This is a genomic window from Gallibacterium sp. ZY190522, assembly GCF_054166015.1.
In genome coordinates this window covers 686,255-711,253 of record NZ_CM135118.1, presented here as the reverse complement: position 1 = coordinate 711,253, position 24,999 = coordinate 686,255, and the positions used below count along the sequence as shown (strand labels likewise).

General features: G+C 37.0%; 21 protein-coding genes, 1 tRNA gene and 1 pseudogene. 12 read left to right on the top strand and 11 right to left on the bottom strand.

What is annotated here, in order from left to right; genetic code table 11:
- Positions 1-5 precede the first annotated feature (5 nt).
- Together ACXPAV_RS03455 and ACXPAV_RS03450 are read left to right on the top strand one after the other, a co-directional pair.
- Positions 6-620 carry a DUF2612 domain-containing protein gene (locus ACXPAV_RS03455; RefSeq protein ID WP_194743106.1) on the top strand — a complete coding sequence of 205 codons (615 nt, stop codon included), beginning with the start codon at positions 6-8 and terminating at the stop codon, positions 618-620.
- Positions 621-629: 9 nt separating this feature from the next.
- Complete coding sequence (locus tag ACXPAV_RS03450; RefSeq protein ID WP_458004062.1) at positions 630-2,084, top strand: phage tail protein; 1,455 nt, start codon at positions 630-632, stop codon at positions 2,082-2,084.
- Between the two features lie 409 nt (positions 2,085-2,493).
- Here the strand turns inward: ACXPAV_RS03450 and ACXPAV_RS03445 are convergent, their stop codons facing one another.
- Positions 2,494-3,510 (bottom strand): tyrosine-type recombinase/integrase, encoded by a 1,017-nt coding sequence (locus tag ACXPAV_RS03445; protein ID WP_458004061.1) that lies wholly within the window; start codon positions 3,508-3,510, stop codon positions 2,494-2,496.
- Positions 3,511-3,607: 97 nt separating this feature from the next.
- On the opposite strand from ACXPAV_RS03445, the gene ACXPAV_RS03440 reads away from it, so the two are divergent.
- On the top strand, positions 3,608-4,270 hold the full coding sequence (locus ACXPAV_RS03440; RefSeq protein ID WP_458004060.1) for a DUF4376 domain-containing protein: 663 nt from the start codon (positions 3,608-3,610) through the stop codon (positions 4,268-4,270).
- Positions 4,260-4,718: a hypothetical protein gene (locus tag ACXPAV_RS03435; RefSeq protein ID WP_458004059.1), complete on the top strand. Its 459-nt coding sequence runs from the start codon at positions 4,260-4,262 to the stop codon at positions 4,716-4,718. Before ACXPAV_RS03440 ends, ACXPAV_RS03435 begins: the two co-directional genes overlap by 11 nt.
- Positions 4,719-5,211: 493 nt before the next feature.
- On the opposite strand, the gene lpxL is transcribed toward ACXPAV_RS03435, so the two are convergent.
- The gene (lpxL, locus tag ACXPAV_RS03430) at positions 5,212-6,138 is read right to left on the bottom strand and encodes an LpxL/LpxP family Kdo(2)-lipid IV(A) lauroyl/palmitoleoyl acyltransferase (RefSeq protein WP_458004058.1); all 927 of its coding nucleotides are present in this window, start codon (positions 6,136-6,138) and stop codon (positions 5,212-5,214) included.
- Between the two features lie 120 nt (positions 6,139-6,258).
- Here lpxL and hldE point away from each other — a divergent pair, with 120 nt between their 5' ends.
- Both hldE and xthA read left to right on the top strand, forming a co-directional pair.
- Positions 6,259-7,686, top strand: coding sequence for a bifunctional D-glycero-beta-D-manno-heptose-7-phosphate kinase/D-glycero-beta-D-manno-heptose 1-phosphate adenylyltransferase HldE (gene hldE / locus ACXPAV_RS03425; protein WP_458004057.1), 1,428 nt, complete (start codon positions 6,259-6,261; stop codon positions 7,684-7,686).
- Between the two features lie 15 nt (positions 7,687-7,701).
- Complete coding sequence (gene xthA / locus ACXPAV_RS03420; protein WP_039135543.1) at positions 7,702-8,505, top strand: exodeoxyribonuclease III; 804 nt, start codon at positions 7,702-7,704, stop codon at positions 8,503-8,505.
- Positions 8,506-8,722: 217 nt separating this feature from the next.
- On the opposite strand, the gene ACXPAV_RS03415 is transcribed toward xthA, so the two are convergent.
- Entirely contained in the window at positions 8,723-11,230 is a 2,508-nt protein-coding gene (locus ACXPAV_RS03415; protein ID WP_458004056.1) for a glycogen/starch/alpha-glucan phosphorylase, read from the bottom strand.
- 269 nt (positions 11,231-11,499) lie between these two features.
- Here ACXPAV_RS03415 and ACXPAV_RS03410 point away from each other — a divergent pair.
- Positions 11,500-11,666 (top strand): annotated as a pseudogene (locus ACXPAV_RS03410) (CRISPR-associated endonuclease Cas2); the annotation flags it as partial.
- Between the two features lie 326 nt (positions 11,667-11,992).
- Here ACXPAV_RS03410 and folC read toward each other — a convergent pair.
- Entirely contained in the window at positions 11,993-13,321 is a 1,329-nt protein-coding gene (folC, locus tag ACXPAV_RS03405; RefSeq protein WP_458004055.1) for a bifunctional tetrahydrofolate synthase/dihydrofolate synthase, read from the bottom strand.
- Positions 13,322-13,407: 86 nt separating this feature from the next.
- Here folC and ACXPAV_RS03400 point away from each other — a divergent pair, with 86 nt between their 5' ends.
- On the top strand, positions 13,408-14,271 hold the full coding sequence (locus ACXPAV_RS03400; RefSeq protein ID WP_458004054.1) for an EamA family transporter: 864 nt from the start codon (positions 13,408-13,410) through the stop codon (positions 14,269-14,271).
- A gap of 50 nt (positions 14,272-14,321) precedes the next feature.
- Here the strand turns inward: ACXPAV_RS03400 and ACXPAV_RS03395 are convergent, their stop codons facing one another.
- From ACXPAV_RS03395 to sppA, 3 genes are read right to left on the bottom strand one after another with little or no spacing between them, the layout of a single operon-like run.
- Positions 14,322-15,677, bottom strand: coding sequence for an anti-phage deoxyguanosine triphosphatase (locus ACXPAV_RS03395; RefSeq protein WP_458004053.1), 1,356 nt, complete (start codon positions 15,675-15,677; stop codon positions 14,322-14,324).
- A 13-nt stretch (positions 15,678-15,690) separates the two neighbouring features.
- Positions 15,691-16,731 carry an outer membrane-stress sensor serine endopeptidase DegS gene (gene degS, locus ACXPAV_RS03390; protein WP_458004052.1) on the bottom strand — a complete coding sequence of 347 codons (1,041 nt, stop codon included), beginning with the start codon at positions 16,729-16,731 and terminating at the stop codon, positions 15,691-15,693.
- A gap of 14 nt (positions 16,732-16,745) precedes the next feature.
- Entirely contained in the window at positions 16,746-18,605 is a 1,860-nt protein-coding gene (gene sppA / locus ACXPAV_RS03385) for a signal peptide peptidase SppA (RefSeq protein ID WP_458004051.1), read from the bottom strand.
- Between the two features lie 131 nt (positions 18,606-18,736).
- Between sppA and ACXPAV_RS03380 the strand changes: the two genes are divergently transcribed.
- Positions 18,737-19,297, top strand: a complete 561-nt coding sequence (locus ACXPAV_RS03380; protein ID WP_065231171.1) for an NAD(P)H nitroreductase — start codon at positions 18,737-18,739, stop codon at positions 19,295-19,297.
- Positions 19,298-19,348: 51 nt separating this feature from the next.
- On the opposite strand, the gene tyrA is transcribed toward ACXPAV_RS03380, so the two are convergent.
- Together tyrA and ACXPAV_RS03370 are read right to left on the bottom strand one after the other, a co-directional pair.
- Complete coding sequence (gene tyrA / locus ACXPAV_RS03375; RefSeq protein WP_458004050.1) at positions 19,349-20,476, bottom strand: bifunctional chorismate mutase/prephenate dehydrogenase; 1,128 nt, start codon at positions 20,474-20,476, stop codon at positions 19,349-19,351.
- Positions 20,477-20,495: 19 nt separating this feature from the next.
- Positions 20,496-21,554, bottom strand: coding sequence for a 3-deoxy-7-phosphoheptulonate synthase (locus tag ACXPAV_RS03370; protein ID WP_039135525.1), 1,059 nt, complete (start codon positions 21,552-21,554; stop codon positions 20,496-20,498).
- Between the two features lie 247 nt (positions 21,555-21,801).
- Between ACXPAV_RS03370 and secG the strand changes: the two genes are divergently transcribed.
- The 3 genes from secG (at position 21,802) to ACXPAV_RS03355 (ending at position 22,669) form a co-directional block, all read left to right on the top strand.
- Positions 21,802-22,158 carry a preprotein translocase subunit SecG gene (secG, locus tag ACXPAV_RS03365; RefSeq protein WP_039135523.1) on the top strand — a complete coding sequence of 119 codons (357 nt, stop codon included), beginning with the start codon at positions 21,802-21,804 and terminating at the stop codon, positions 22,156-22,158.
- 7 nt (positions 22,159-22,165) lie between these two features.
- Positions 22,166-22,251 (top strand) — tRNA-Leu (locus ACXPAV_RS03360).
- A gap of 181 nt (positions 22,252-22,432) precedes the next feature.
- The gene (locus ACXPAV_RS03355; RefSeq protein ID WP_458004049.1) at positions 22,433-22,669 is read left to right on the top strand and encodes a hypothetical protein; all 237 of its coding nucleotides are present in this window, start codon (positions 22,433-22,435) and stop codon (positions 22,667-22,669) included.
- 290 nt (positions 22,670-22,959) lie between these two features.
- On the opposite strand, the gene hslU is transcribed toward ACXPAV_RS03355, so the two are convergent.
- Together hslU and hslV are read right to left on the bottom strand one after the other, a co-directional pair.
- On the bottom strand, positions 22,960-24,294 hold the full coding sequence (hslU, locus tag ACXPAV_RS03350) for an HslU--HslV peptidase ATPase subunit (RefSeq protein WP_458004048.1): 1,335 nt from the start codon (positions 24,292-24,294) through the stop codon (positions 22,960-22,962).
- 15 nt (positions 24,295-24,309) lie between these two features.
- The gene (gene hslV / locus ACXPAV_RS03345) at positions 24,310-24,834 is read right to left on the bottom strand and encodes an ATP-dependent protease subunit HslV (protein ID WP_039136926.1); all 525 of its coding nucleotides are present in this window, start codon (positions 24,832-24,834) and stop codon (positions 24,310-24,312) included.
- Positions 24,835-24,999: the final 165 nt, after the last annotated feature.

Below are 24,999 nucleotides of genomic sequence, written 5' to 3'. Positions count from 1 at the left end.
GAAAAATGCCAAAAATTTTGACCGCACTTGAGGCGGATTTTGTGCAATTAGGCTTAGAACGACAGCTTTCTCAATTTCGCTATTCGCCTAATTTAAACGCCCTCATCTCACTGTTACTTTCCCCTTACACCGATTTACAACACAGTTTAAAACAAATGCTCCTTGAACGGCATATTGATACCGCAATCGGGCGGCAATTAGACGGGGTAGGCGATATTGTAGGAATGCCGAGACCTTTTACTAAGATGAATGGTGATTGGTATTTTGGCTTTACAGGGCAAAGCAAAGCCAAAGCCTTTAGCCAAGCTCCAATTCGTGATCTCGCCCTACAAACGCATACCAAAGCCGTGAGCTATATGCCTGATGAAGCCTATCGGCGACTGATCAAATGGAAAATCGTCGCCAACCATTCACACGGCACAGTGGAAGATGTGATTAAGGCGTGCCAAGCCTTATTTCTGGCTAGCAAAGTATTAGTGCAAGAAAAGATGGATGCAGAAATTCATATCAAAATTACACGTAATCGCAAAAATAAAATAGATGCAATAGAGCAAGATCCCAAGCCGTGGATACCCGCAGCGGCAGGGGTAAAAGTGTCTGTTGAATTGATTGACGAATAAGGACAAGCAATGAAATTACTGGATTTATTTAAAACAATTATTTGGGCGAAAAATGGCGATACCACCGATTTTTCACAAACCAACTATGAAGCAGGTTGGGCGCATTTAGGCGATGATACGCCAACAGTACAAGATTTTAACTACGTTCAGCAGATGAACGATAAAAAAGATCAGTGGCTTTTTAAACAGCTCAAAGCCGTGATGGAAAATGCGGGCATCGAACCCACAGAAGACAATATCAATGCGTTACTTAATGCCATTTTAAAGATCGCCAAAGGACACAGCACCCCAAAAGCGATCAACGCTGAAACCGTGGATTTTGTGGATGAAACAGGGCATACCCACTCAATTTCAAAAGCCAGTTTAACTCAGCTAGGCATTGTACAGCTTACTAATTCGCTAGACAGCGATAGTGAAACATTAGGATTAACCGCCAAAGCTGGTAAAGCGTTAAAAACATTAATCAACGCATTAACAAGTAATCTCCAAAATTATATTCCCAATAGCAAAAAATCAAACTCTGTTACCTCTACTAGTTCTGATACTGTTGCTACTAGTTATGCTGCTAAAACTGCTTATGACAAAGGCGTTGCAGCGCTTAATGCGGCAAACACTAAACTAGACAAAACAGCTAATGCGGTAAGCGCAAGTAAATTACAGACGGCAAGACAAATTTCTTTAACCGGTGCTGTTAGCGGTTCAGGTAATTTTGACGGTAGCGGTAATTTATCAATCACTACTAATGATAATTTAACTATTGGTCTAGTCACTAGCACATCATCAACTGGTATATCTAATACTACAACATCAAACGGTAATACTTACCTTAACGTTGTTGAAACAAGAGGCGGTGCGGCTAATGCCATAGGCTCTTCTACACGTGTAACCGGTACTGGCTTAGTTGATGTTTACAGCGATAGTTCCGGTGTTTTAACGGTTAGAGGCAATAGAGATAGCGGAAAATTAAACACATCAGGAAATCAAAGCCTAGCAGGTAAATTAACTGTTAATGATATTTTACTAGCCTCTAATGGCAACCGCTCACTATCTCAAGTAATTAATGCGTTTAACTGTTTATTTACAGGCAACCGTGACGGATTAAAAAATATAGTCAATAGCTGGGGGCAATCCGGCACTACTCCGCTAGGTGTAAGTTACGATTTTTCAAATGCTAATGCGTGGTGGATTAATTTTGGTCCTCTTTATGGCGGTCTAATTATCCAAGGGGGATTATTTGGCATAGCACCTAATACATATGGGACTATTGTTAAAATTCCAATCATTGTCAAAAAAACTCTTTTTGCCATAAATGCACAAGCTGAAGGAAATACAGAGTCAGCAATCCAAACATTTTCTACTTGGCATATAGGTGGAGCAGATAACAAAACTGCAATACACTTTTTAATTAACAGATTGCTGCCATACCAAGACATGATGGAGTGGATAGCCATTTGTATTGCTTAAATACCAAAAGCAATCCACCTTAACGGTCCGTAATATATTGAGGTCATATTCATCCACGGCGAGTTGATTATAAATATAGTTTTATCAGTATAACGGATAAATGCTCCGTTATCAGAGTCAGCACTACCGCCGCTAACAACACCAGCTGTAGATGATAAGATTGATGTTAAACTATTTTTGCTAAAGTTTATTGGGTACTTAATACTAATCTCTGCGTTATTGCTAAGTGAAAATGAGGTAACATTTCCCCCTTGGACAACAATAACTGTTATAAATTTAAGCCTTAAAAACAATATCTAAACCTTAAAAGTAGGCCTTGTAATACACAAATAACAAACACACATAAATTTATATATATCAATAACTTATGCGTGTTTGTGCGTTGCTGAAAAACAAACTAATAACTACATTATTTCAATAAATTAATCGTTTTTCTTAATTTTATCAATGACTTATGTGTATAAACCGCATCACCAACGTTATTTGAGGCGTGGCCAAGTATTTTATCTCTTGCTATCTTGTTCGCCCCTGCGCCGTCTAGTAATGTAGCTACCGTATGCCGGCAATCGTGGCTAGAGTGTTTCGCTTTAATTGACTTCATTACTTTGTCAAAGATAGTGATAGCTTTTGAGTAAGTAAGCGGATTTAAATTTTCATCCGAAAATAGATACTTACCTTTTTCTTTCATTTTCTTTTGCACGATAGGCAAAATTCTATCGTGTATTGGTACTAATCTGATACCCGATTTTGTTTTAGCGGTTTTAATGTCAAAGTATTTTTGTTTTAAGTTAACGTTCGCTTTTTTCATCTGTAGTAACTCACCGATACGCATTCCGCTATAGAGTAAAATTAGTGTTAAATCAGTATCTTCCGTTGAGTTCCAGACTTTATTAATCTGTTGTCTAGTAAAGGGTTTATGCGGTTTTACAGGTATATTTTTCCCCATTTTCAGATATTGTCCGTAAGATTTATCCGTCCACTCATTAATGATGGCGTGGGCAAATAATTGATTGATTAGCGTTCTGACTTTTTTCATACTAGCGTAAGATAAGCCCTTTTCTTTCATCTTATCGATAACGGCTTGTAAGTGGCGGTATTTTATTGATGTGATAGGCATAGCAAGCACTGATTCTAAATGATTGTAGCTATTCTTGTAGCTTTCCGCCGTTGATTTACTGACTTGTTTACAGTGTATTGGATACCACGAACGAAACACTTTAGCTAGCGTGATTGACGGCTCAGGTATATCTTGTTGATTAAATGCAGCCAACGCATTTAGTGCATCTTCTTTTGTCGCAAAGTAGCCGATATTTTGATACATTTGCCGTTTATTATCGTCATATCCTATTGTTTTTCTTGCAATAAATGGCTTTCTCCGCTTGCCGCTTAATTTAAATACACTGCCATAACCGTTAGGTAATCTCATTTTCTACTCCTAGTTTATTTTTTTTGGAAAAATAAAAATTTATTGCCATTTGGCAACAATAGAATTTTCTCATCTCACATAAAAAGAGGTTAAAAAAATGGAAAAACCGATTGAATATTTAATTATAGTTAACCCTAAAACGCGTAAGCGTGAAACATCTTTTCCCTTAATTTATCCATACAAAACGATTGATGAATTAAAAGAAAAGGCAAGCATTGAATACCCGAATTATATCTATATCCACGATATAGACGGCAAAATTCAAGCAGCTTTTACTAATCAAAATACATTTTGGTACAACGAGAAAGTAGAAACACAACCTAGCGAAATCTACAAATGGAATGGTACTGAATGGGTAGTTGATGAAGAAAAAAGGTTAGCGCAAATTAAGCGGCAACAAGAGCAAGTATGGGAACAAATTAAAAAGGAACGCACAAGGCGAATTGCTGGAGGGGTTTATGTTGGAGACATAAATAAGTGGTTTCATACGGATGCTAACTCTAAACAGCAATATTCAACTTTGCAAAATCAGAAAACCCTGCCGCATAATATGCGGTGGAAAACAATGGATAACTCATTTGTTACAGTAACAAAAGAATTAATTGATTTGATTATTTATAGAATAATCGAAAAAGAACAACACGACTTTCAAAATGCCGAAATACACCGCTTTGCCTTAGAAAAATCAGAAGAGCCGTTAAATTATGACTATTCAACAGGTTGGAGTGAGATTTATACGGAGGCGAAAGATGGCGAATAAGGTTTATTTAGCCTTGTACAAAGGCAATCGTGAAGGTAAAGGTCTAGCCGTTTTAAAGGCTAGAATTGGAGATTATCTCACCAGAAAACTCACTAGAGGGAAATATTCACATTGTGAAATTGCGGTTAAAGTTAAAGTAGACTCACCCTATTACTGTTGTTATAGCTCCTCAATACGTGATAAAGGCGTGCGCTGTAAAATGATTGCGCTTGATGATAAATGGGATTTGATACCATTAAATATCACTGAAAATGAAGTAAGAACCTTCTTCGAGAAGGTGAAAGGGAAAAAATATGATTTTATAGGCGCATTAGGCGTAGTATTCAAAACAAAAGACCGATCAGATCGATACTTCTGTTCAGAATTTGCAGCGGAATTACTAGGATTAAAAGAGGCGTGGCGTTTTTCGCCTAATGATTTAGCGGCAATCTTTGGCAAAAACGTATAAAACGAGGGTGATAGCTCTCGTTTTGTCCCTGCAAGATTGAATTTAACGAGAAAGGAATATTGTATGAAGATAGGATTTTAGTTTGACGTAAATTTGACGAAATAGGTTTAAAAAGGTGGGGAATATTGATAATTTAAGGTAGGATTTATATAATGTCTATGTATATAGGTCTTTGATTTATATATAAAATCTATTTATAGTGGATAGGTCTTTTAAGCCGTCTTTCTCAACCTGATGAAAAGTGATATATAAAGAAATGTCCTGATAAGCGTTTGAATTTAATGATACACGCCAAAAATACGCCTAATTTTAAATATGTTATTGATATTTAAATAAATTAATTGCCTGTTGGGGCACCAATTTAGCGCTATGCTTTCCATTGTTTCCAATGAATTAACTATTAAAACTAAATAATAAAATTCTACTTGTTCTATTTTTCTTGTTATCCTCTGTAAAATAATGTGATTCAATCACACATAAATCACACACAAAACTAATAAAACACTTCTTCTCCTTCCGGACGAGTTTTAAATCGGCGGTGAAGCCACATATAAAGCGACGGATCTTTTTTTATTTCTCGCTCAATTGCTTGATTCACTCGAGTAACAATAGCAACATCATCTTCGCAATCACTAAGATCAATCGGAGCAGAAATAGAAATAGTGTAACCAGAGCCATCTTTATTGCGTAATGGTGTAAAAGGGATAACTAAACTTTGCGGAACACTGCGTTTTAAAAATGCAGTTCCAGTGGTAGTCGCAGCATTTTTTACTGCAAAAAACGGCACGAATACTGCACTTTTTCGTCCATAATCGTGATCCGGTGCATACCAAATAGTTTCCCCTTGACGCAATGCTCTAATCATCCCACGTAAATTATGGCGATCGAGCATCGATTTATTGGAGCGTATACGCCCTTTTGTTTGTAGCCAATCAAACAACGGATTGTCGTTCGGACGATAAACACCGATACCTTGATGATAAAGCCCGAGTATTCTTGCGCCTAATTCTAGCGTCAGAAAATGAATACCAACCAAAATAATACCGCTATCTGCTTTAGTCAAGTAATCCAGCCCTTCAATTTTAGACCATTTTTTAATCCTGTTATCTGACCAAAACCACGCCATTCCAGTTTCAATAATAGCCATTCCAACGGCTTGGATATTCTGTTTTAACAGTTCTTGTCGTTGTAATTCACTCATTTCAGGAAAACAAAGTTCTAGATTACGACGAGCTATCGCTAAACGACGTTTACCGAATTTAAATTTGCTGAATAATTTACCCAAACCGTGTCCTATTTTCACTAAACAAGGGTACGGCAAGAATAAAATCAGACGAAACAAGATAATTCCAAGCCAAAGAATCCAATATTTAGGTAGGAAAAAAGAAAATTGAAATTGTGGTAACTGTTGATTTTTCATTGATTACTGCAAACTAAATAATTCAAATATTAACTATTTTAGCGGAAAGTGCTGGAAATAGCATTATTCAAGACGGAGCTGTGGTAAAATCGCCAGCAAAATTTGTTTATGGAGAAAACTATGGTTCAATATTCCACTCAATTTAATCACGCTAAAGTCTTAGTCCTTGGCGATGTGATGTTAGACCGTTATTGGTTTGGTGCAACTAATCGTATTTCCCCTGAAGCGCCTGTTCCTGTGGTAAAAGTACAACAAAACGAGGAACGTGCTGGCGGTGCAGCTAATGTTGCGATGAATATCGCCAGTTTAAATGTGCCGATTAAATTGTTGGGAATGACTGGTCAGGACGAAGCAGCAGAGGCATTAGTGAAACTGTTGACAGATCAGGAAATTGATTGTGATTTTGTGCGTTTAAATTCTCATCCGACCATTACCAAATTACGAATCCTTTCTCGCCATCAACAGTTGTTGCGCCTTGATTTTGAAGAGAACTTTCACGATATTCAATCCAATGAGTTACTTTCTCGTTTGCAACATTATATTGCAGAATATGGTGCATTAATTCTATCTGATTACGGTAAAGGTACCTTATCACAAGTACAACAGATGATTCAAATTGCACGCCAAGCTAATGTGCCTGTGTTAATTGATCCAAAAGGTACAGATTTTGAGCGTTATCGTGGTGCAACTTTATTAACGCCTAATATGTCAGAATTTGAAGCGGTAGTCGGCGCTTGTCACAGTGAACAGGAAATTGTTGATAAAGGATTAGCATTGATCAAACAATTGGATTTGACAGCATTGTTAGTTACTCGCTCTGAAAAAGGAATGACCTTAATTCGTCCAGAGCAAGAGGCATTTCATCTACCAACGCAAGCACAGGAAGTATTTGATGTAACCGGTGCCGGAGATACTGTGATCAGTATTCTTGGTACAGCAATTGCTGATGGTCGCAGCTTGGAAGAGGCTTGTTATTTAGCCAATGTTGCCGCCGGTATTGTGGTTGGTAAATTGGGTACTTCCACTGTTTCTACCGTAGAATTGGAAAATGCAATTCATCGCCGTAGCGAAAACGGCTTCGGTATTATGAGCGAACAGGAGTTGAAACAAGTAGTAGCAAAAGCCAAAGCACGTGGTGAAAAAATTGTGATGACCAACGGTTGTTTCGATATTTTACATCCGGGACACGTTTCCTATTTAGCCAATGCGCGTAAATTGGGCGATCGTTTGATCGTTGCAGTCAATTCAGATGCATCAGTAAAACGCTTAAAAGGCGAACAACGCCCAATTAATAATCTTGAAACTAGAATGGCGGTACTCGCTGGTTTAGCATCAGTTGATTGGTTAGTAGCGTTTGAAGAAGAAACCCCACAACGCTTAATCGGCGAAATTTTACCTGATTTATTAGTTAAAGGTGGTGATTACAAACCGGAAGAGATCGCTGGTAGTAAAGAGGTTTGGGCAAACGGTGGGGATGTCAAAGTACTTAACTTTGAAAATGGTTACTCAACCAGCAATATGATTAAAAAAATTCAGTCGCTTAAATAAGGATTATACGAAGTTATGAAATTTATCTCTTTTAATATTAATGGATTACGCGCCAGACCCCATCAATTACATCAGCTAATTGAGCAATATCAACCGGATGTTTTAGGACTACAAGAGATTAAAGTTGCTGATGAAGCCTTTCCACACGAAATTGTTGCCGATTTTGGATACCACGTTTTTTATTACGGACAAAAAAGCCATTATGGTGTCGCACTATTAACAAAGCAACAACCGTTAGCGGTACGAAAAGGCTTCTCTACTGATGCAGAAGATGCACAACGCCGTATTATTATGGCAGATTTGGCAACACCTTTTGGTCAACTAACAGTAATTAACGGCTATTTTCCACAAGGAGAAAATCGCAGCCACGAAACCAAATTTCCAGCAAAAGAAAAATTCTATCGTGATTTGCAACACTATTTAATCAATGAGCATAATGCTGAAAATCCTGTTTTAGTGATGGGTGATATGAATATCAGTCCAACCGATTTGGATATCGGAATCGGTGAAGAAAATCGAAAACGTTGGTTACGCACAGGGAAATGTTCTTTTTTGCCTGAAGAGCGAGAATGGTTGCAAAACTTATATCAATATGGTTTGGTTGATACTTTCCGAGCTTTACATCCACAAGTAAATGACCAATTCTCTTGGTTTGATTATCGCTCTAAAGGCTTTGATGATAATCGAGGCTTGCGTATTGATTTAATTTTAGCTAATCAAACTTTGGCACAGCGCTGTATTTCTGCCGGCATCGCTAAAGATATTCGTGCAATGGAAAAGCCATCCGATCACGCACCGATTTGGGCGGAATTTAAATAACTTCTCATAATTTTGCTATTCCTTAAAATGCATTGGAATAGCAAAATTTTTCGACTTTTCTATTTAATCAAAGGAAATCCAATGTCTACTGTTTTAAATCAACTCGTTGAATTGCTTAAACTTGGAAAAGAAAGGTTAATCCGATTCAATCCTTAAAAATAAAAAAACGTGCATAAATCGCTTTATGCACGTTTCAATAGCATTAATCCGTTAACGGTTATAACTGTTCAGGAAGTTCATCCTCAATGATACAGTTTTCCGCTTCATAAAGCTCTTTATCATAGCTTAATAACGGTTCAACTTTCCAAATATTCTCAGCATAATCAATGATCGAACGATCAGAGGAAAAATACCCCATATTAGCAGTATTAATCAATGCAGATTTTGCCCACGCTTGCGGTTGTTTGTAATGTTGATCAACCTGTTTTTGAATATCAACATAAGCACGGAAATCAGCCATTACTTGGTAATAATCACTGAACAGATTCAATTCGTTTTGATAACGCATCGGATCTTGCGGTGAGAAGTGTCCAGAAGTAATTTGCTGAATAACCGTATTTAATTCTGGTTCACGTTCAAAAAATTCAAAAGGAGAATAGCCTTTCGCCCGTAATGCTTCAACCTGCTCAACCGTATTACCAAAAATAAAGATATTTTCTTGACCCACCATATTGAGAATTTCAACATTAGCGCCGTCTAATGTTCCCACAGTTAATGCGCCATTCAATGCAAATTTCATATTACTTGTGCCAGAAGCCTCGGTTCCCGCCAAAGAAATTTGTTCAGAAACATCCGCAGCCGGAATAATGATTTGTGCAAGGCTAACACCGTAATTCGGAATAAAGATTACTTTAATTAAATCTTTAATACGGCCATCATTATTAATCACTTCTGCTACATCATTAATCAAGTTAATAATTTTCTTCGCTGTGTGATAAGCACTTGCAGCTTTACCGGCAAAGATAAAAACACGTGGTGTCCAGTCTGCATCCGGATTTTTCAAAATCTGGTTATAGCGATAGATAATGTGAAGTACATTCAATAATTGACGTTTATATTCGTGAATACGTTTTACCTGCACATCAAATAATGCGTTCGGATTCACTTCAATACCAAGATGATATTTGATGTACTCCGCTAAACGCTGTTTATTGCTGAATTTAACGCGTTGAAAATCAGATAAAAATGTTTCATCATCAATAAATTGGTTTAATTGACTCAATTCATCCAACTCTTTACGCCAATTTTTACCAATCTTACTATCAATCAATTTCGCCAACTCAGGGTTAGCAATCGCGATCCAACGACGAGGCGTTACGCCGTTTGTTACATTGGTAAAACGTTCAGGATAAATTTTCGCAAAATCAGCAAAAATAGATTTCACCATTAAATCGGAGTGGATTTTGGCAACGCCATTAATCTTATAGGAACCAATCACTGCCAACCACGCCATTCTCACACGACGTCCGTTATCTTCGTCAATAATAGAAACACGACGAATGAAGTCTTCACCGTAACCTTGAGCTCGCAAATCATTCAAGAAATTTTCATTAATTTCAAGGATAAGTTGTAAATGACGAGGTAAAATTGAGCTTAACATTTCAATTGGCCAAGTTTCCAAAGCCTCACTCATCAATGTATGATTAGTATAAGAAAAAATCTTACAGCACATTTCCCACGCTTTTTTCCACTCATAACTGTGCTCATCAATTAACAGACGCATTAATTCAGGAATTGCCAATACTGGATGGGTATCATTTAGGTGAATTGCTACTTTTTCTGCCAAATTATCCAAACTATCAAAAATATCTAAATGACGACGTAAAATATCTTGTACAGAAGCAGACGTTAAGAAATGTTCTTGTCTTAAACGTAATTCACGACCCGCTGTAGTGGAGTCATCAGGATATAGTACACGTGATACATTTTCAGAAAAGTTCTGTTTTTCCATTGCTGCGAAATAATCACCACGATTAAAATCATTTAGGCTAAACGCATCACTGGATTGTGCCGACCACAAACGCAATGTGTTGGCAACATCGTTGTCATACCCCGGAACTAATTGATCATAACCAAGGGCCACCACTTCATCGGAAGGTTTCCAAATACATTTATTGTTTTCGTAATAAATTTGCCCACCAAAACGGATAGGAATTTTTTTACTTGGACGATTAAATTCCCAAGCAATATTCTGTGCCAACCAACCATCCGGCTTTTCCACTTGACGACCATTTTCAATTTCCTGTTTAAACATTCCATAATCATACCGAATACCATAGCCGGTAGCAGGAATACGCAATGTCGCCAAACTATCCAAGAAACAAGCGGCTAAACGTCCTAAACCACCATTACCTAAACCAGGATCTTCTTCCTGATTCAAGATATCTTCTAAATCCAAACCTAATTCTTTAAAGGCTTGTTTCATCGCTTCGTACACATCTTCTGCAATCATTGCATTGCTAAATGCACGCCCCATTAGAAATTCCATTGAAAGATAGTAAACACGGCGTGATTTCTCGTGTTTAATAGCACGACGAGTATGTAAACGAGATTGTGCGCTTAAGTCTCGAACAGTATAAAGTGCAGCATTCAACCAGTTTGTCAATTTTGCTTCAGAAGGCTCACAGCAGAGGTTATAAATTAATTTTGAAACGATAGTTGCTTTAAGAGATTCAACATCTCTTGCTGGTGCATGATAAGAAAATTTTATTGTGTTTGATGACATTTTTTATCTCCGATACGCAAATTTTTGCGGCGGCTATCCTATGTCATTTTGTCGATTTTTTCAATGATTTATGCTTATTCTTTACACTAAAACCGTTTAAAAAACACTTACTTTGATAATCACTGCAAAAAAACTAAATAACTTAAATTTGAAGTAATTAATCTATCACAAAAAATTACTGCTATTTTGAATATCTTTTCTGTTTTTGATCAAAGTTATCATTAATTTATAAAGGGTATTTTGTATATTGATTCCATTGATTCTTGGTAATTATTCCAGATCAATGGGTTAAACTAAAAACAAAATTATTAGATATTTATCAACCGGAATGTGACAGTTTACGCTTTTACCATCTTGGTAGTAAATGGCGAAAAAAGTTGAACATCATAGCACTAAACCAGCATTTGATATTTTCCAAGATACGATTATTTTATGATCGCCAACCTATAGTTCCCACTAAAATAGTGTAAGATTAGCGATTCATTATTATTCTTTAAAAATCAATAAGTTAATAACTTAAAATATCCCATTTTTATTTTATGATATACGCATTCGCCGCATATAAATAAAAAGATTGGCGAAATAGATAACATAAGTCTTTATTTTTGCTGATTTTTTATCATATGGTCGGTCGCCTTATGCGCGACCGTGAATTGAAACATCTGCTCATAGGCTAACCATTTTTGATTTAAGCCAATACTAAGTCATCTTATTTGGCATACATCTCTTTTAAACAATTAAGATCCACTAAAAATGTCTTCATTAATAATTACCTAACACATTCAAAAAATCCGCTACTGTGTGAAATGAACCAAAAATCAACAACAGATCCTCTTTTTGTGCCTTATTTAAAGCAATATCTACACCCTGTAACATTGAATTAACCGCCTGACTTTCTAATAAATCATTATTTTTTTCTGCCACTAACTGTAATTTGTGTTGTAATTCTGTCGCACTTTGTCCTCTTTCGCCAGTCAAAGGAACGCAAATCCACGCGGTAATAAAAGATAACAATGGTGCTAATACACCTGCGGCATCTTTATCCTGCAAAATACCACAAATAGCATAAATATGACGGTAATTTGCTTTCTTCTGTGCTAATTGTATCGCTAAATAACGTGCTGCGTGTGGATTATGTCCAACATCCAGAACAATTTGAGGTATATTTTTTCGTTCTACATTAAATCGTTGAGCTAAGTCTTGGTACTGTTCTTGACTTAAAAATTGGAAACGTCCTGCCAATTCAACATTTTGCAAACTCTGTTTAATTTGTGACAAGGTAATCTTGAATGGCAGGAACTTTAATGCTGCCAAAGCAGTTGCTGCATTTTGCAACGGAATATGGCAAAGCGGTAAATGTTGCCACTGCTCCGTTCCTATTTGAAAAGTCCAATTCTGCTCAGTTTGTTGCAACGAAAAATCCTTTTCACGATACAATGTTGGACAGTGCAATTTTTCTGCCACCTGTTTAATTGACATTGGACAATCCGGTTCTCCAACAACTAATGGCGTATTTTCACGACAAATTCCCGCTTTTTCAAAACCAATTTGCTCACGGTTATCGCCGAGAAATGCAATATGATCAATATCAATAGAGGTAATAATTGCTAAATCAGTGTCGATAATATTGGTCGCATCCAAACGCCCACCTAAGCCAACCTCAAGAATTATCACGTCCAAATCTGATTGTTGAAACAATAATAGAGCAGCTAAGGTACTGAACTCAAAATAGGTCAAAGATTGATTTCTTTGCTGTTCAATAATTGAAAAAGCCCAACTGTGCATCTGATCCGACAACTCCGCCCCTTGAATACGAACTCGTTCGTTATAGCGCAAAATATGTGGTGAAGAATAAACGCCGACACGATAACCAGCATTGAGTAAAAGTGATTCCAGCAATCGACAAGTTGTACCTTTACCATTTGTGCCAGCAACTGTAATCACAAATGCTGACGGATTTAATAAGTTCAATTGTTGCGCAACAGATTTAACTCGCTCCAACCCCATATCAATATTTTTACTATGCAAATGTTCCAAATACGTCAACCATTCATCAAGTGATGAATTCTGATCTAATTTTTGCTGTATCATTATGTCATCCTTAGTTTGTGCTTGCGTATCATAGTGAATATTGCCTAAAATCGCCAGCAATCTTACTTTTTTTGCAAGGAATAATTATGTTATCACTATTTATCGCTATTTTCTGTAGCGTTGCTGTGAGTGTTTTTCTCAAAATAGCACGTTCACAACAGATCGTTATTTCACAAGCCATTGCGTGCAATTATATTATGGCAAGCCTCTTAACTTATTTTATTTTAAAGCCGGATTTTCAAGGGTTATCATTCAGTGATGCTTTGCGGCAAAATGAACACAGCTGGATCTTTCTCTTACTTGGTTTGTTATTGCTCTCTATTTTCTTGGTGATGGCGAAAGCGATAGAACGTAACGGCATCGCTCGCGCTGATGCAGCGCAACGTTTATCGCTCTTTTTACCGATCCTCGCCGCGTTTTTACTTTTTGGCGAGCCACTTACTTCACAGAAAGCCATCGCTATTCTATTAGCATTCTTAGCCTTATTTGCTTTGATTTTCAAACATAAAGCGGATGGCTCTTCTGGCGGAATAGTGGGTTTTGCGCTATTGCTGTTAGTATGGTTTGGTTACGGCGTGATTGATATTTTATTTAAACAGATTGCTAAATTCGGTGTCGCTTTTCCATTTGCGCTTTTCACCTCATTTATCGTTGCTGGTTGCTTTATTTTTGCTTATTTAATTTTCGCCAAAATACGTTGGCAAGCGAAAAGTATGCTTGCCGGTTTACTGCTTGGCGTACTGAATTTTCTAAACATTCTCTTTTATATCAAAGCACATCAACAACTTAGCCAAAATCCTTCGTTGGTTTTTGCCGGAATGAATATTGGAGTAATCATTTTAGGCGCACTAATCGGGCTATTTGTATTTAAAGAAAAACTGAATAAAGTCAATTTTATTGGTATTGGGTTAGGCATTATTTCTATTATTCTATTGCTTAATTTTAAATAGCATCAAAACAATTTCGCCTGTTTATTTAAATTCAGACAGGCGAAATTTATTTATAGTTGCTGATATAGGCGCAAAGCATAAGCATCCGACATTCCAGCAATATAATCACAAATAATTCGTTTACGATGTGTTTCTTCCGCTTGTTGCCAGCGCTTTACCGTGTTTGGCGGCAATAATCTCACTGGATCGGTAATAAAAATTTGGAACATCTCTGTCAATATACGTTGTCCTCGATACTCTATTCGTTGTGTTTTCACCTCGTGAATCACAAATTGGCTGACGAACTGTTTAAATAGGTTCAATACTTCAATTATTTCGAGTGGTAATTCTGCATTAAAACGCAGTAAAGGCTCATGAAATTGTTCATTTTCACGCCAGCGAATATGAGTAATAAAATAATTGACCAATGAACCTATCGCATTTTTACGCAAATAATGTTGATCGGAAAATAGTGCATCAGTTAAGTCGACAATATTACCTCTGATCCAATCCGCTCGACACTGCTGCAACTGTTGCAATGTTGACTGCCACTGCTCTCGATGAACCAAGCCAACCACAATCGCATCTTCAAAATCGTGTACCGCATAGGCAATATCATCTGCCAACTCCATAATGCTACAATCTAATGATTTATAAAGACTTTTTAACGTTTGTTCTGCTGAAATACGTTGAGGAAGTGAGGTAAACAGCTCATAATCTTCGGAAGAAAGTGGCGATAATACCCAGTTAAATACACTTAAATCATCACGAAAAATTCCTTTACCCGGTCGCCAATTTTCCATTTTAACATAGCGAGGATCTTCACTACGTGGCAAATCTAGCTGTTGATATTGTGGGGATACCTGATCCAGAATGACAGGATATTTCAAAATTCCAAGTAAAGTACGGCGAGTTAAATTCATTCCCCATTGTGGCGTATAAGGCTCCAATTTAGTTAAAATCCGAAACGACTGCCCGTTTCCTTCAAAACCACCGCAATCGCTCATCATATAATTCAGCGCGACTTCACCACCGTGACCAAAAGGCGGATGACCAATATCGTGAGCCAAACAAAGCGTTTCAATTAAACTATTTACAGGCAGCAATTTTTTAATCAATGACGGCTTGATTTGCTCAACATAATCATTGCCTTTCTGTTGACGTAAATGAATAAAAGCATCTTCCAATTTTAGTTGTGAAGTCAAACTGCCACCGATTTGAGCAACCTCTAACGAGTGCGTTAAACGTGTGCGATAAAAATCATTTTCACCAATAGAATGAATCTGTTTTTTCGCTTGTAAACAGCGAAATGCAGCAGAGTGCAGGATTCGTCCACGATCGCGTTGATAGGGTGAACGGTGATCGTGTTCTCTGCGAGGATCATTTTGTTGCCTTTCCGTCCAACATTTTGCAATTTCAAACATCATCTCCTGCCCCTATTTAATTGATCGGATACTCCCCTATCTCAACCGGAATATTATAAAGTTTATTTTTCCGCAACACTTGTACGGTAACTACAGCGCCGGGTTTCATATTTCCAACCATATTGACCATTTGTGAAGGTGATTGCACTTCCATATTGCCAAATTTTACAATGATATCGCCAATTTCAATACCGGCGCGCTGTGCCGGTCCATTCTGACTAAGATTGGTTACTAACACTCCTTTTTGTGAGTTGTCTTCTATCGGCGCACTGGAAAACATTTGACTTTCCACACCGAAGAAACCACGAATAACTCGTCCATCTTGAATAATCTTATTCATCACAGTATTCGCCAACTTAATCGGTATGGCAAATCCTAAACCTTCTGCAACCACTTCATTTTCCGAACGTCCGATACTTAAAGTATTAATACCTATTAACTCACCTAACGAATTAATTAAGGCACCTCCTGAATTTCCCTGATTGATTGAGGCATCGGTCTGGATAAAGTCCTGTTGTTTAAACTCACTTATAGTATTGCGTTCGGTGGCGCTAATAATGCCTTGAGAAACACTCTGCCCTAAGTTATAGGGATTACCGATAGCTAAAGCAACATCACCGACCTTCACGGCTCGTTCCGGGTTTTGCGGAATTGTCGGTAAATCATTGGCATTAATCTTTAATACTGCTAAATCCGTTAACCAATCACTACCAATAATAGTTGCCTGATAAATCTTACCTGATTGTAGTGCCACAATAATTTGATCAGCGTTTTGAATAACATGTTTATTGGTTAGAATATAACCGTTACTACGCATAATCACACCGGAACCTAAATTATTAACACCGAAATCATTGCGGTTCGAATCTTGTAATGATCTTGTATAAACATTCACTACTGCAGGTGCTGCAATACGAACCGCATCATTATAAGATGCAACTTGTGGACTGAAAAATTTGCTTAAAAAGTCATTGCTACCAGTACCAGATAAGATTAATACTATCAACATTGCCGCTGCTAAACCGATAACAATCGCCTGCAATAATTTTTTAATCATTTTATGCCTTTATATTAATAAGTAGATTGACAATTCAAACAGTATAAATATTGACCCTTAGGATCGGTGAATTGCGTTAGCAATCCTAATTGTTGGTGTATTTGTTTGATTTGAGTAAAATCGACAATACCAATTGAACGCAACAAATCTTGCAGCATACTGCTCTTTTTTTGTCCCAATAATGATAACAATCCTTTACTTTGATCTTCAGAAAGCCATAAAAAACCAATTTGATCATCGGTTAATCCTTTCTCTTTTTCTCTGATTTTTTCTGAAGCTACTGCAATCGCCGTATTAAAATCACCCAACTCATCTACTAACTTATATTTTAATGCATCTTCACCAAGCCAAACACGCCCTTGAGCTATCTTATCCACTTGTGATTTATCCAATTTACGCCCTTTAGCTACTAAACTGATGAATTGATCATAGCCGTGCTCAATCGACATCTGAATAACATCACTGTATTCTTGACTTAATGCCGTAAACGGCGACATTGAAGTTAAAGGTGAAGTCTTTACTCCGTCAGAATGAATACCTAGATTAGCCAAACTTTTCTCTAATGTAACGAATGCAGCAAAAATACCGATTGAACCTGTGATGGTATTTTTATCTGCAATAATATAATCTGCAGTGCTAGCAATCCAATAACCGCCTGATGCTGCCATTCCCCCCATTGAAACAACAACAGGCTTACCAATCTGTTGTAAGTGTTCAACTTCTTCACGAATAACTTCAGATGCAAATGCACTTCCTCCCGGACTATTAATACGTAACACTACTGCTTTTACTGCTGTATTCTCAGCTGCTTGTCGAAGCAAACGGGCAATAGTGTCTCCACCAACATTTTCATCATCACTCTCACCATCGATAATTGTACCTTCTACACGAAGAACAGCTATATTATTACTAGTAGCATTAGCTGTTTCATAATCCGGTAAACTATATAAATAATTTGAAAAATCAATATATTGATAAGTATTATTTTCTCGATCTGCACCAAACTGTTGTTTTAATGCTGCACTTATCTGATAGCGTGTCGCCACTTCTGTCACTAACTTATTAGTTAATGCATATTGTGTCAGATCACCTTTCAAATTTTTCACTTGTTGTAAAAAGTCATTTGTTGAGGGGAAAATTTGCTCTTGTTTAAGATGACGGTTATTACTCACTGTTGTCTTAATATTATTCCACATTGCATTCAACCATTGGCTTGCATTTTGACGAGCCGCTTCCGACATATCATCTCGTAACAAAGGCTCAACTGCAGATTTGTAAGTTCCAACTCGAAAAATATGTGGTTGAGCATCAATCTTATCTATCAGCGATTTATAATAGAATTGCTCACTATCTAAGCCAGTTAACTCTACTTGACCTTGACGATGTAGGTAAATTTTATCGGCATAACTGGCCAAGATATATTGTTTTTGTGAATAGTTATCCGACACAGCAATCACCGGCTTACCACTCTGTTTAAATTCATTTAATGCTTCCCCGATAAAAGTTAAAGAGGGCAAATCACCACCTTTAAAATGATTAAGATCTAGCACAATACCTTTAATACGCTCGTCTTTTTCTGCTTGGGTAATAGCAAAAACCACATCAAATACTGATATTTTTTCTGATATTACTTGTTTCTGGACATTATTGAGTAATGCTTTTAAGCCACTATTTTTATCGCGATTATCCGCCAAAAAACCATCTAAATTTAAACGTAACGCACCCTGAGGTACTGGTTGTTTTCTTTGCTCTTCCACAAATAAAGTACTACTAAATAACAATATTCCTGCAACAAAAAGAAAAACTAGGTTCATTAATACTCGACGTAAAACATTTAAACAATTCCAAAAAAAACGAAGAATTTTAAACACCATTTATACCTTAATTATTAATTTTTTATAGCAATTAAAATAACATAAAATGCTCATCAATAAACGATCTTTTTCGCAGAACAATCTTGTTGCGTGCTACAATACCTTTTCAAATTCTTTAAGGAGAAGAAACTATGCAAGCATTAGATTTATTATTAAATCGACATTCCGAAAAAAATTTAGTCGCACCGGCACCAAATAAACAAGAATTAGAAACGTTATTGCAAGCTGCCCGCCACGTTCCCGATCACGGTAAATTAACACCTTATCGTTTTGTTATTATTGAAAATGAAGGTTTACAAAAGTTGGGTAATCTCTTAAAAGAGGCCGCTATTGAATTTGATCTCGGGGAAGAAAGATTAGCAAAAGCAGAGAAATTTCCTCAGCGTGCTCCAATGTTTGTCGCTGTTATCGCAGAAATTAATAAAGAAATCAAAAAAGTTCCTGCTTGGGAGCAAATGTTAAGTGCCGGTTGTGCAACCTACGCCTTTCAACTAGCAGCTAACGCTTTAGGTTATGCCAATGTTTGGGTGACCGGTCCTTGGATTGACGGCACTGCATTAAGAAATGCTTTCGGTTGTCGTCCGCAAGATAAAATTGTGGCGTTGGTGATGGTGGGAACAGCTGAAAACCCAAATAGCCGTCCAACGAAAAAATACAATAAAGATAAAGAAAACTTTGTGTCTTACCTCTAAAAAATTTGGCGGGAAATAAAATCCCGCCATTGTGTTATCCGATAACGTTATTTAATCGTGTTTTCGATGATCATATGCCTGTTGTAACAACTGTCGGCTCTCCTGCATAAACTGTTCTGAATAATCTCCGAACCAATGATGAACCTGTTGAAAGGCATTGATAAAACCTTGCTTATCGCCAGTTTCAAAAAACTGTAATGCTTGTTGATAACTTTTTTGCAAGGTTTTAATCACTTCAAGATTTTCTGGTTTATCCATAATAATATCGGCATAAAGCTCCGGATCTTGTGCAAATAATCGCCCAATCATTGCCAATTCTAAACGATAAATAGGTGAAGAAAGTGCCAATAAATTTTTCAACTGCATTGGCTGCCGCGAAAGATGTAATCCATTGGCAAAAGTTGAAAAATGACGTAATGCTTGAATATAAGTCATACTATGATCGTGTTCTTGTGGCGTAACCTGATATAAGTGCGCACCCCAAATATAAAATTGATCCAATAACCATTGATAACGCTCAGGATAGCGCCCCTCACAAACAGCAATCACTTGCTTAGCCATACTCTCAATATCCGGACCAAACATAGGATGTAAACCAACTACTGCACCTTGATGAATTTCCATCATTTTTGACACTGGTGCCGTTTTTACAGAAGTTAAATCCGCCAATAACATTTCTGGATGTAAATAAGGTTGTAATTTCTCAATCACTGATTCTGTCGCCGTAATAGGCACAGAAATCAGCACCATATCTGCTCCCTCAATGATTTGTTTTGCTTGTTGCCAATCATCACAATCTAAAATTTCTACATTATAACCAGAATTAATTAAATAACGGGCAAATAACCCACCGAGTTTACCACGCCCACCAACAACTACGATCTTTTTAATATTTGGGTTAGTTGTCTTAAAACCATACTGGTTTTCACTATGGTAAGACTCTCTCATCACACGCCTTAACACATCTTCAATTAAATCAGGAGAGAGTCCCATTTTTTCCGCTTCCTGACGACGTTCTAATAACATCGCAACTTCACGCTCGGGTACATAAATCGGCAAACCGTGCTGATGTTTCACTCTACCTACTTCAGTTACTAGTTGTAACCTTTTGACGAGCAATGCTAACAACGCCTGATCGGTTTCATCAATTTGCTTACGTAACTCTTGTAATACTTCCACACACTCTCTCCACAATAAATTAACGATCCAATTTAGCTAAAGTATCGTGTATTTTACGCAATAGTGTTTCTGTTGTCTGCCAATCAATGCAAGCGTCGGTAATAGATACACCATATTTCATCTCTTCTCTTGGTTGTTCTGCACTTTGATTTCCAGCATTTAAGTTACTTTCTAACATAATTCCAGTAATAGAACGGTTTCCATCTACAATTTGTTGCAACACATCTTCCGCAACAATTGGCTGGCGACGATAATCTTTATTGGAGTTGCCGTGGCTACAATCCACCATAATTGACGCTTCCAAGCCTGATTTTTCCAACTCTTCTTCACTCTGTTTCACAAATTCTGCCTGATAATTCGTTTTTTTGCCACCACGTAAAATAATATGCCCATCTGGATTGCCACTAGTATGTAACAAATTTACTTGACCTTGCTGATTAATACCGATAAAACTGTGTTCTTGAGAAGCCGCTTTAAGCGCATTAATAGCTGTTGCTAAATTACCATCAGTACCATTTTTAAAACCAACAGCCATCGAAAGACCAGATGCTAATTCACGGTGAGTTTGTGATTCTGTAGTTCTTGCTCCGATTGCTGACCAACTAAAAAGATCTGCTAAATATTGCGGCGTTATCGGATCTAACGCTTCTGTCGCTAAAGGTAACCCCATATGCCCCAAATCCAGTAATAATTTTCTGGCTAAATGCAACCCCTTTTCGACATCAAACGTTCCGTCCAAATTCGGATCATTAATCAACCCTTTCCACCCCACTGTTGTACGTGGTTTTTCAAAATAAACACGCATCACAATATATAATTGATCTTTCAATTCCTCCGACAATATTTGCAATTTTTTTGCATATTCAATTGCAGCAGGGATATCGTGAATAGAACAAGGTCCACAAACCACTAATAAACGTTTATCTCGGCGATGTACAATATCAGCAATTTCTTTCCGAAAACGTTCAATTTTTTGACGTAATGGTTGTTCCAAAGGAAGTTTCGCCTTCAACTCATCTGGCGTAATTAATACTCTTTCATCCACAATATGAACATTGTGAATACTATCTTTTTTCATCTTAAATTATCCTGTAAATTTTTTATTACAAATAATGTAACGATAAAATTACACCTCTTTTTGATAATAAACAAGTACTATTTCAATAACTTTTTCATTTTTTATCTCTATCGCTCATTTTTTTGCCAATCAACTCTTAGTAATGGAAAAAGACTTGCACAACCCAAGCCAATCTTATAATATGCAGCCCGTTAATTTTGGCAAAATGCTCAAATAAAAAAGTTTAACTAAAGCGTGTGATTATACAATGTATCAAATCTTATTAATTATTTATCCTATAGTCGCCATTGCATTAATAGCTTTTATCCTTGTACAACAAGGTAAAGGTGCGGATATGGGAGCATCATTCGGGGCTGGTGCATCTGGAACTGTATTTGGTGCAAGTGGTGCAGGTAATTTTTTAACTCGCACAACAACAATTTTAGCAATTATATTTTTTGCAATTAGTTTATTACTTGGTAATTTAACTGCACATTCAAGCAAACCAAAAGGTAATTTTGATGATCTTTCAGGCGTTGCTCAACAGATTAAAAAAGAAGAAGCTGTTAAACCTGTAACTGAATTACCTGCAAAACCTGATGTAAATCAGGATATTCCAAAATAAGAATTTCGCTCTGGTGGTGGAATTGGTAGACACGCTATCTTGAGGGGGTAGTGTCTGTAGGACGTGCGAGTTCAAGTCTCGCCCAGAGCACCACGACACCAAAACGGTAGGCCTTATGCCTACCGTTTTTTATTTGTTATTAGCCGTTATCTATTGTTGTTTCAATAACTTATATATAAAAATCTAAATAAATCCTTCATATTGAGTTTTTTACGTTATCTGTTGTTACATAACGTGATTTAATCACGCATAAAATTACTAGTAAAAAAGGTTGTTGATATGGGTTCTATTAGAAAAAAATGGTGTTAAGTGGCGCGCCGAGATTTTTAAGTTAGGCGTTAGAAAGTCAAAATCGTTTAAAACTAAGGCAGAAGCTAACGTTTGGGTTGTTGATGAAGAACGAAAACTAGAAAATTATAAAAACGGTATACCAGAGGATATTTTATTTTCAGCTTTAATCGAAAAGTATCAAGAAGAGGTGACGAGGAAAAAAAAAAGAGGTGCTATCTGAACGAATTAGGTTAAATAGACTATTTAAAACATCCTATTACTAATTTATATATCAAGGATTAGGCAAGATTTTGAGAATTGGCGACGACTAAAAGCTTATATCTTCCTGGTGATTACAGCTTCAAACCAAAATCTATCATCTTGAGTTAATACTGTGGATCTAATATTCGGACATCTTTTCCTTTTATGTTGATACTCTTATTAAATCAAAGGCCTAGTTTTTTGCCTAGGCCTTTGTTAACCATCAGAAAACTAAGTATCAACTACCTAGCTCTTTTTTATAAAATAATATTATAAAATAAAACGGCTTAAATCTTCATTTTCAACAACGTCGCCAAGTGCTGATTTTACATAGCCCTCATCAATAGTTACTTTTTCACCGCTCATATCAGATGCTTCAAAAGAGATTTTATCCATCAAGCGTTCTAATACAGTATGCAAACGTCTTGCTCCAATATTTTCGGTCTTCTCATTTACACGAAATGCGGCTTCTGCAATTGTAGCAATCGCATCTTCAGTAAACTCAATAGTTACACCTTCAGTCTGCATTAATGCTTTATATTGCTCAGTCAAAGATGCATTCGGTTCAGTCAAAATACGCTCAAAATCCTTCGCACTTAAAGCGCCAAGCTCTACACGAATCGGCAAACGCCCCTGTAATTCAGGAATTAAATCTGAAGGACGAGAAACTTGAAACGCTCCTGATGCAATAAACAAAATATGATCAGTTTTCACCATACCGTGTTTAGTATTGATGGTTGAACCTTCTACTAGTGGCAATAAATCGCGCTGAACCCCTTCACGAGATACATCCGCTCCACTAGTTTCGCCTCGTTTACAAATTTTATCAATTTCATCAATAAAGACTATTCCGTGCTGTTCAACCGCTTCAATCGCTTTCAATTTCAATTCTTCAGGATTAATCAATTTAGTTGCTTCATCTTCGATCAATACTTTTAACGCATCTTTAATTTTCATTTTACGTTTTTGAGTCTGACTACTTGATAAACTTTGGAACATTGATTGTAATTGGTTTGTCATCTCTTCCATTCCCGGAGGAGCCATAATTTCAACACCAACCGTACCACCTGAAGCAACATCAATTTCGATTTCCTTATCATCCAATTGACCTTCACGCAATTTTTTTCGGAAAATCTGACGAGTATTACTATGGGAATCATTATTTTCAACATTTCCCCACTGATCTTTCGCTGGAGGCAACAACACATCCAAAATACGCTCTTCTGCTGCTTCTTCTGCACGATAGCGATTTTTATTGATCTCTGTCTGTCGCACTAATTTCATTGCTACATCAGTCAAATCACGGATAATAGAATCTACCTCTTTACCTACGTATCCTACTTCAGTGAATTTTGTTGCTTCAACTTTAATAAATGGTGCATTTGCTAATTTAGCCAACCGGCGAGCAATTTCAGTTTTCCCTACTCCAGTTGGACCAATCATCAAAATATTTTTCGGAGTTACTTCGTGACGCAGTGGATCTTGAAGCTGCATACGACGCCAACGGTTACGCAACGCAATTGCCACTGCACGTTTAGCATCCGCTTGACCAATAATGTGTTTATCTAATTCGGAAACTATTTCTCTTGGAGTCATCTCAGACATTTTTTTATCCTTTGTTTACGGTAATTCCTCAATAGTGAAATTGTTATTGGTATAAACACAAATATCACCTGCAATTTTTAATGATTTTTCAACAATTTCTCTTGCTGATAAATCTGTATTTGCTACCAATGCTCTTGCTGCTGCCATTGCATAATTGCCACCAGAACCAATTGCCAAAATTTGATCCTCTTCAGGTTGCACCACATCGCCTAAACCGGTAATAATCAACGATTCTTTTGCATCAGCGACAATCAACATTGCCTCTAACTTACGCAATGCGCGATCCGTACGCCACTCTTTTGCCAACTCAACAGCACTTTTCAATAAATGCCCTTGATGCATTTCTAATTTACGTTCAAACAATTCAAACAATGTAAATGCATCAGCTGTTCCCCCTGCAAACCCCGCAAGCACTTTATCACCATATAAACGGCGCACTTTGCGAGCATTGCCTTTCATTACGGTATTCCCTAGCGAAACCTGTCCATCTCCGCCAACTACCACGTGCCCATTACGGCGAACACTAACAATTGTGGTCATTTTTTGTTCCTTTTTTAGTGCATTTAAAAACAATGTTTCCCTATATGGATGCAAAATAGCAAGTTTCAAGGTTAATATAAATGAAAGCGATAAATTTTTATTGAAGATAAAGAAAAAGCCATCAATTTCTTATTAAGTAGTATTAATGGTGTTTGGATAGGCCAT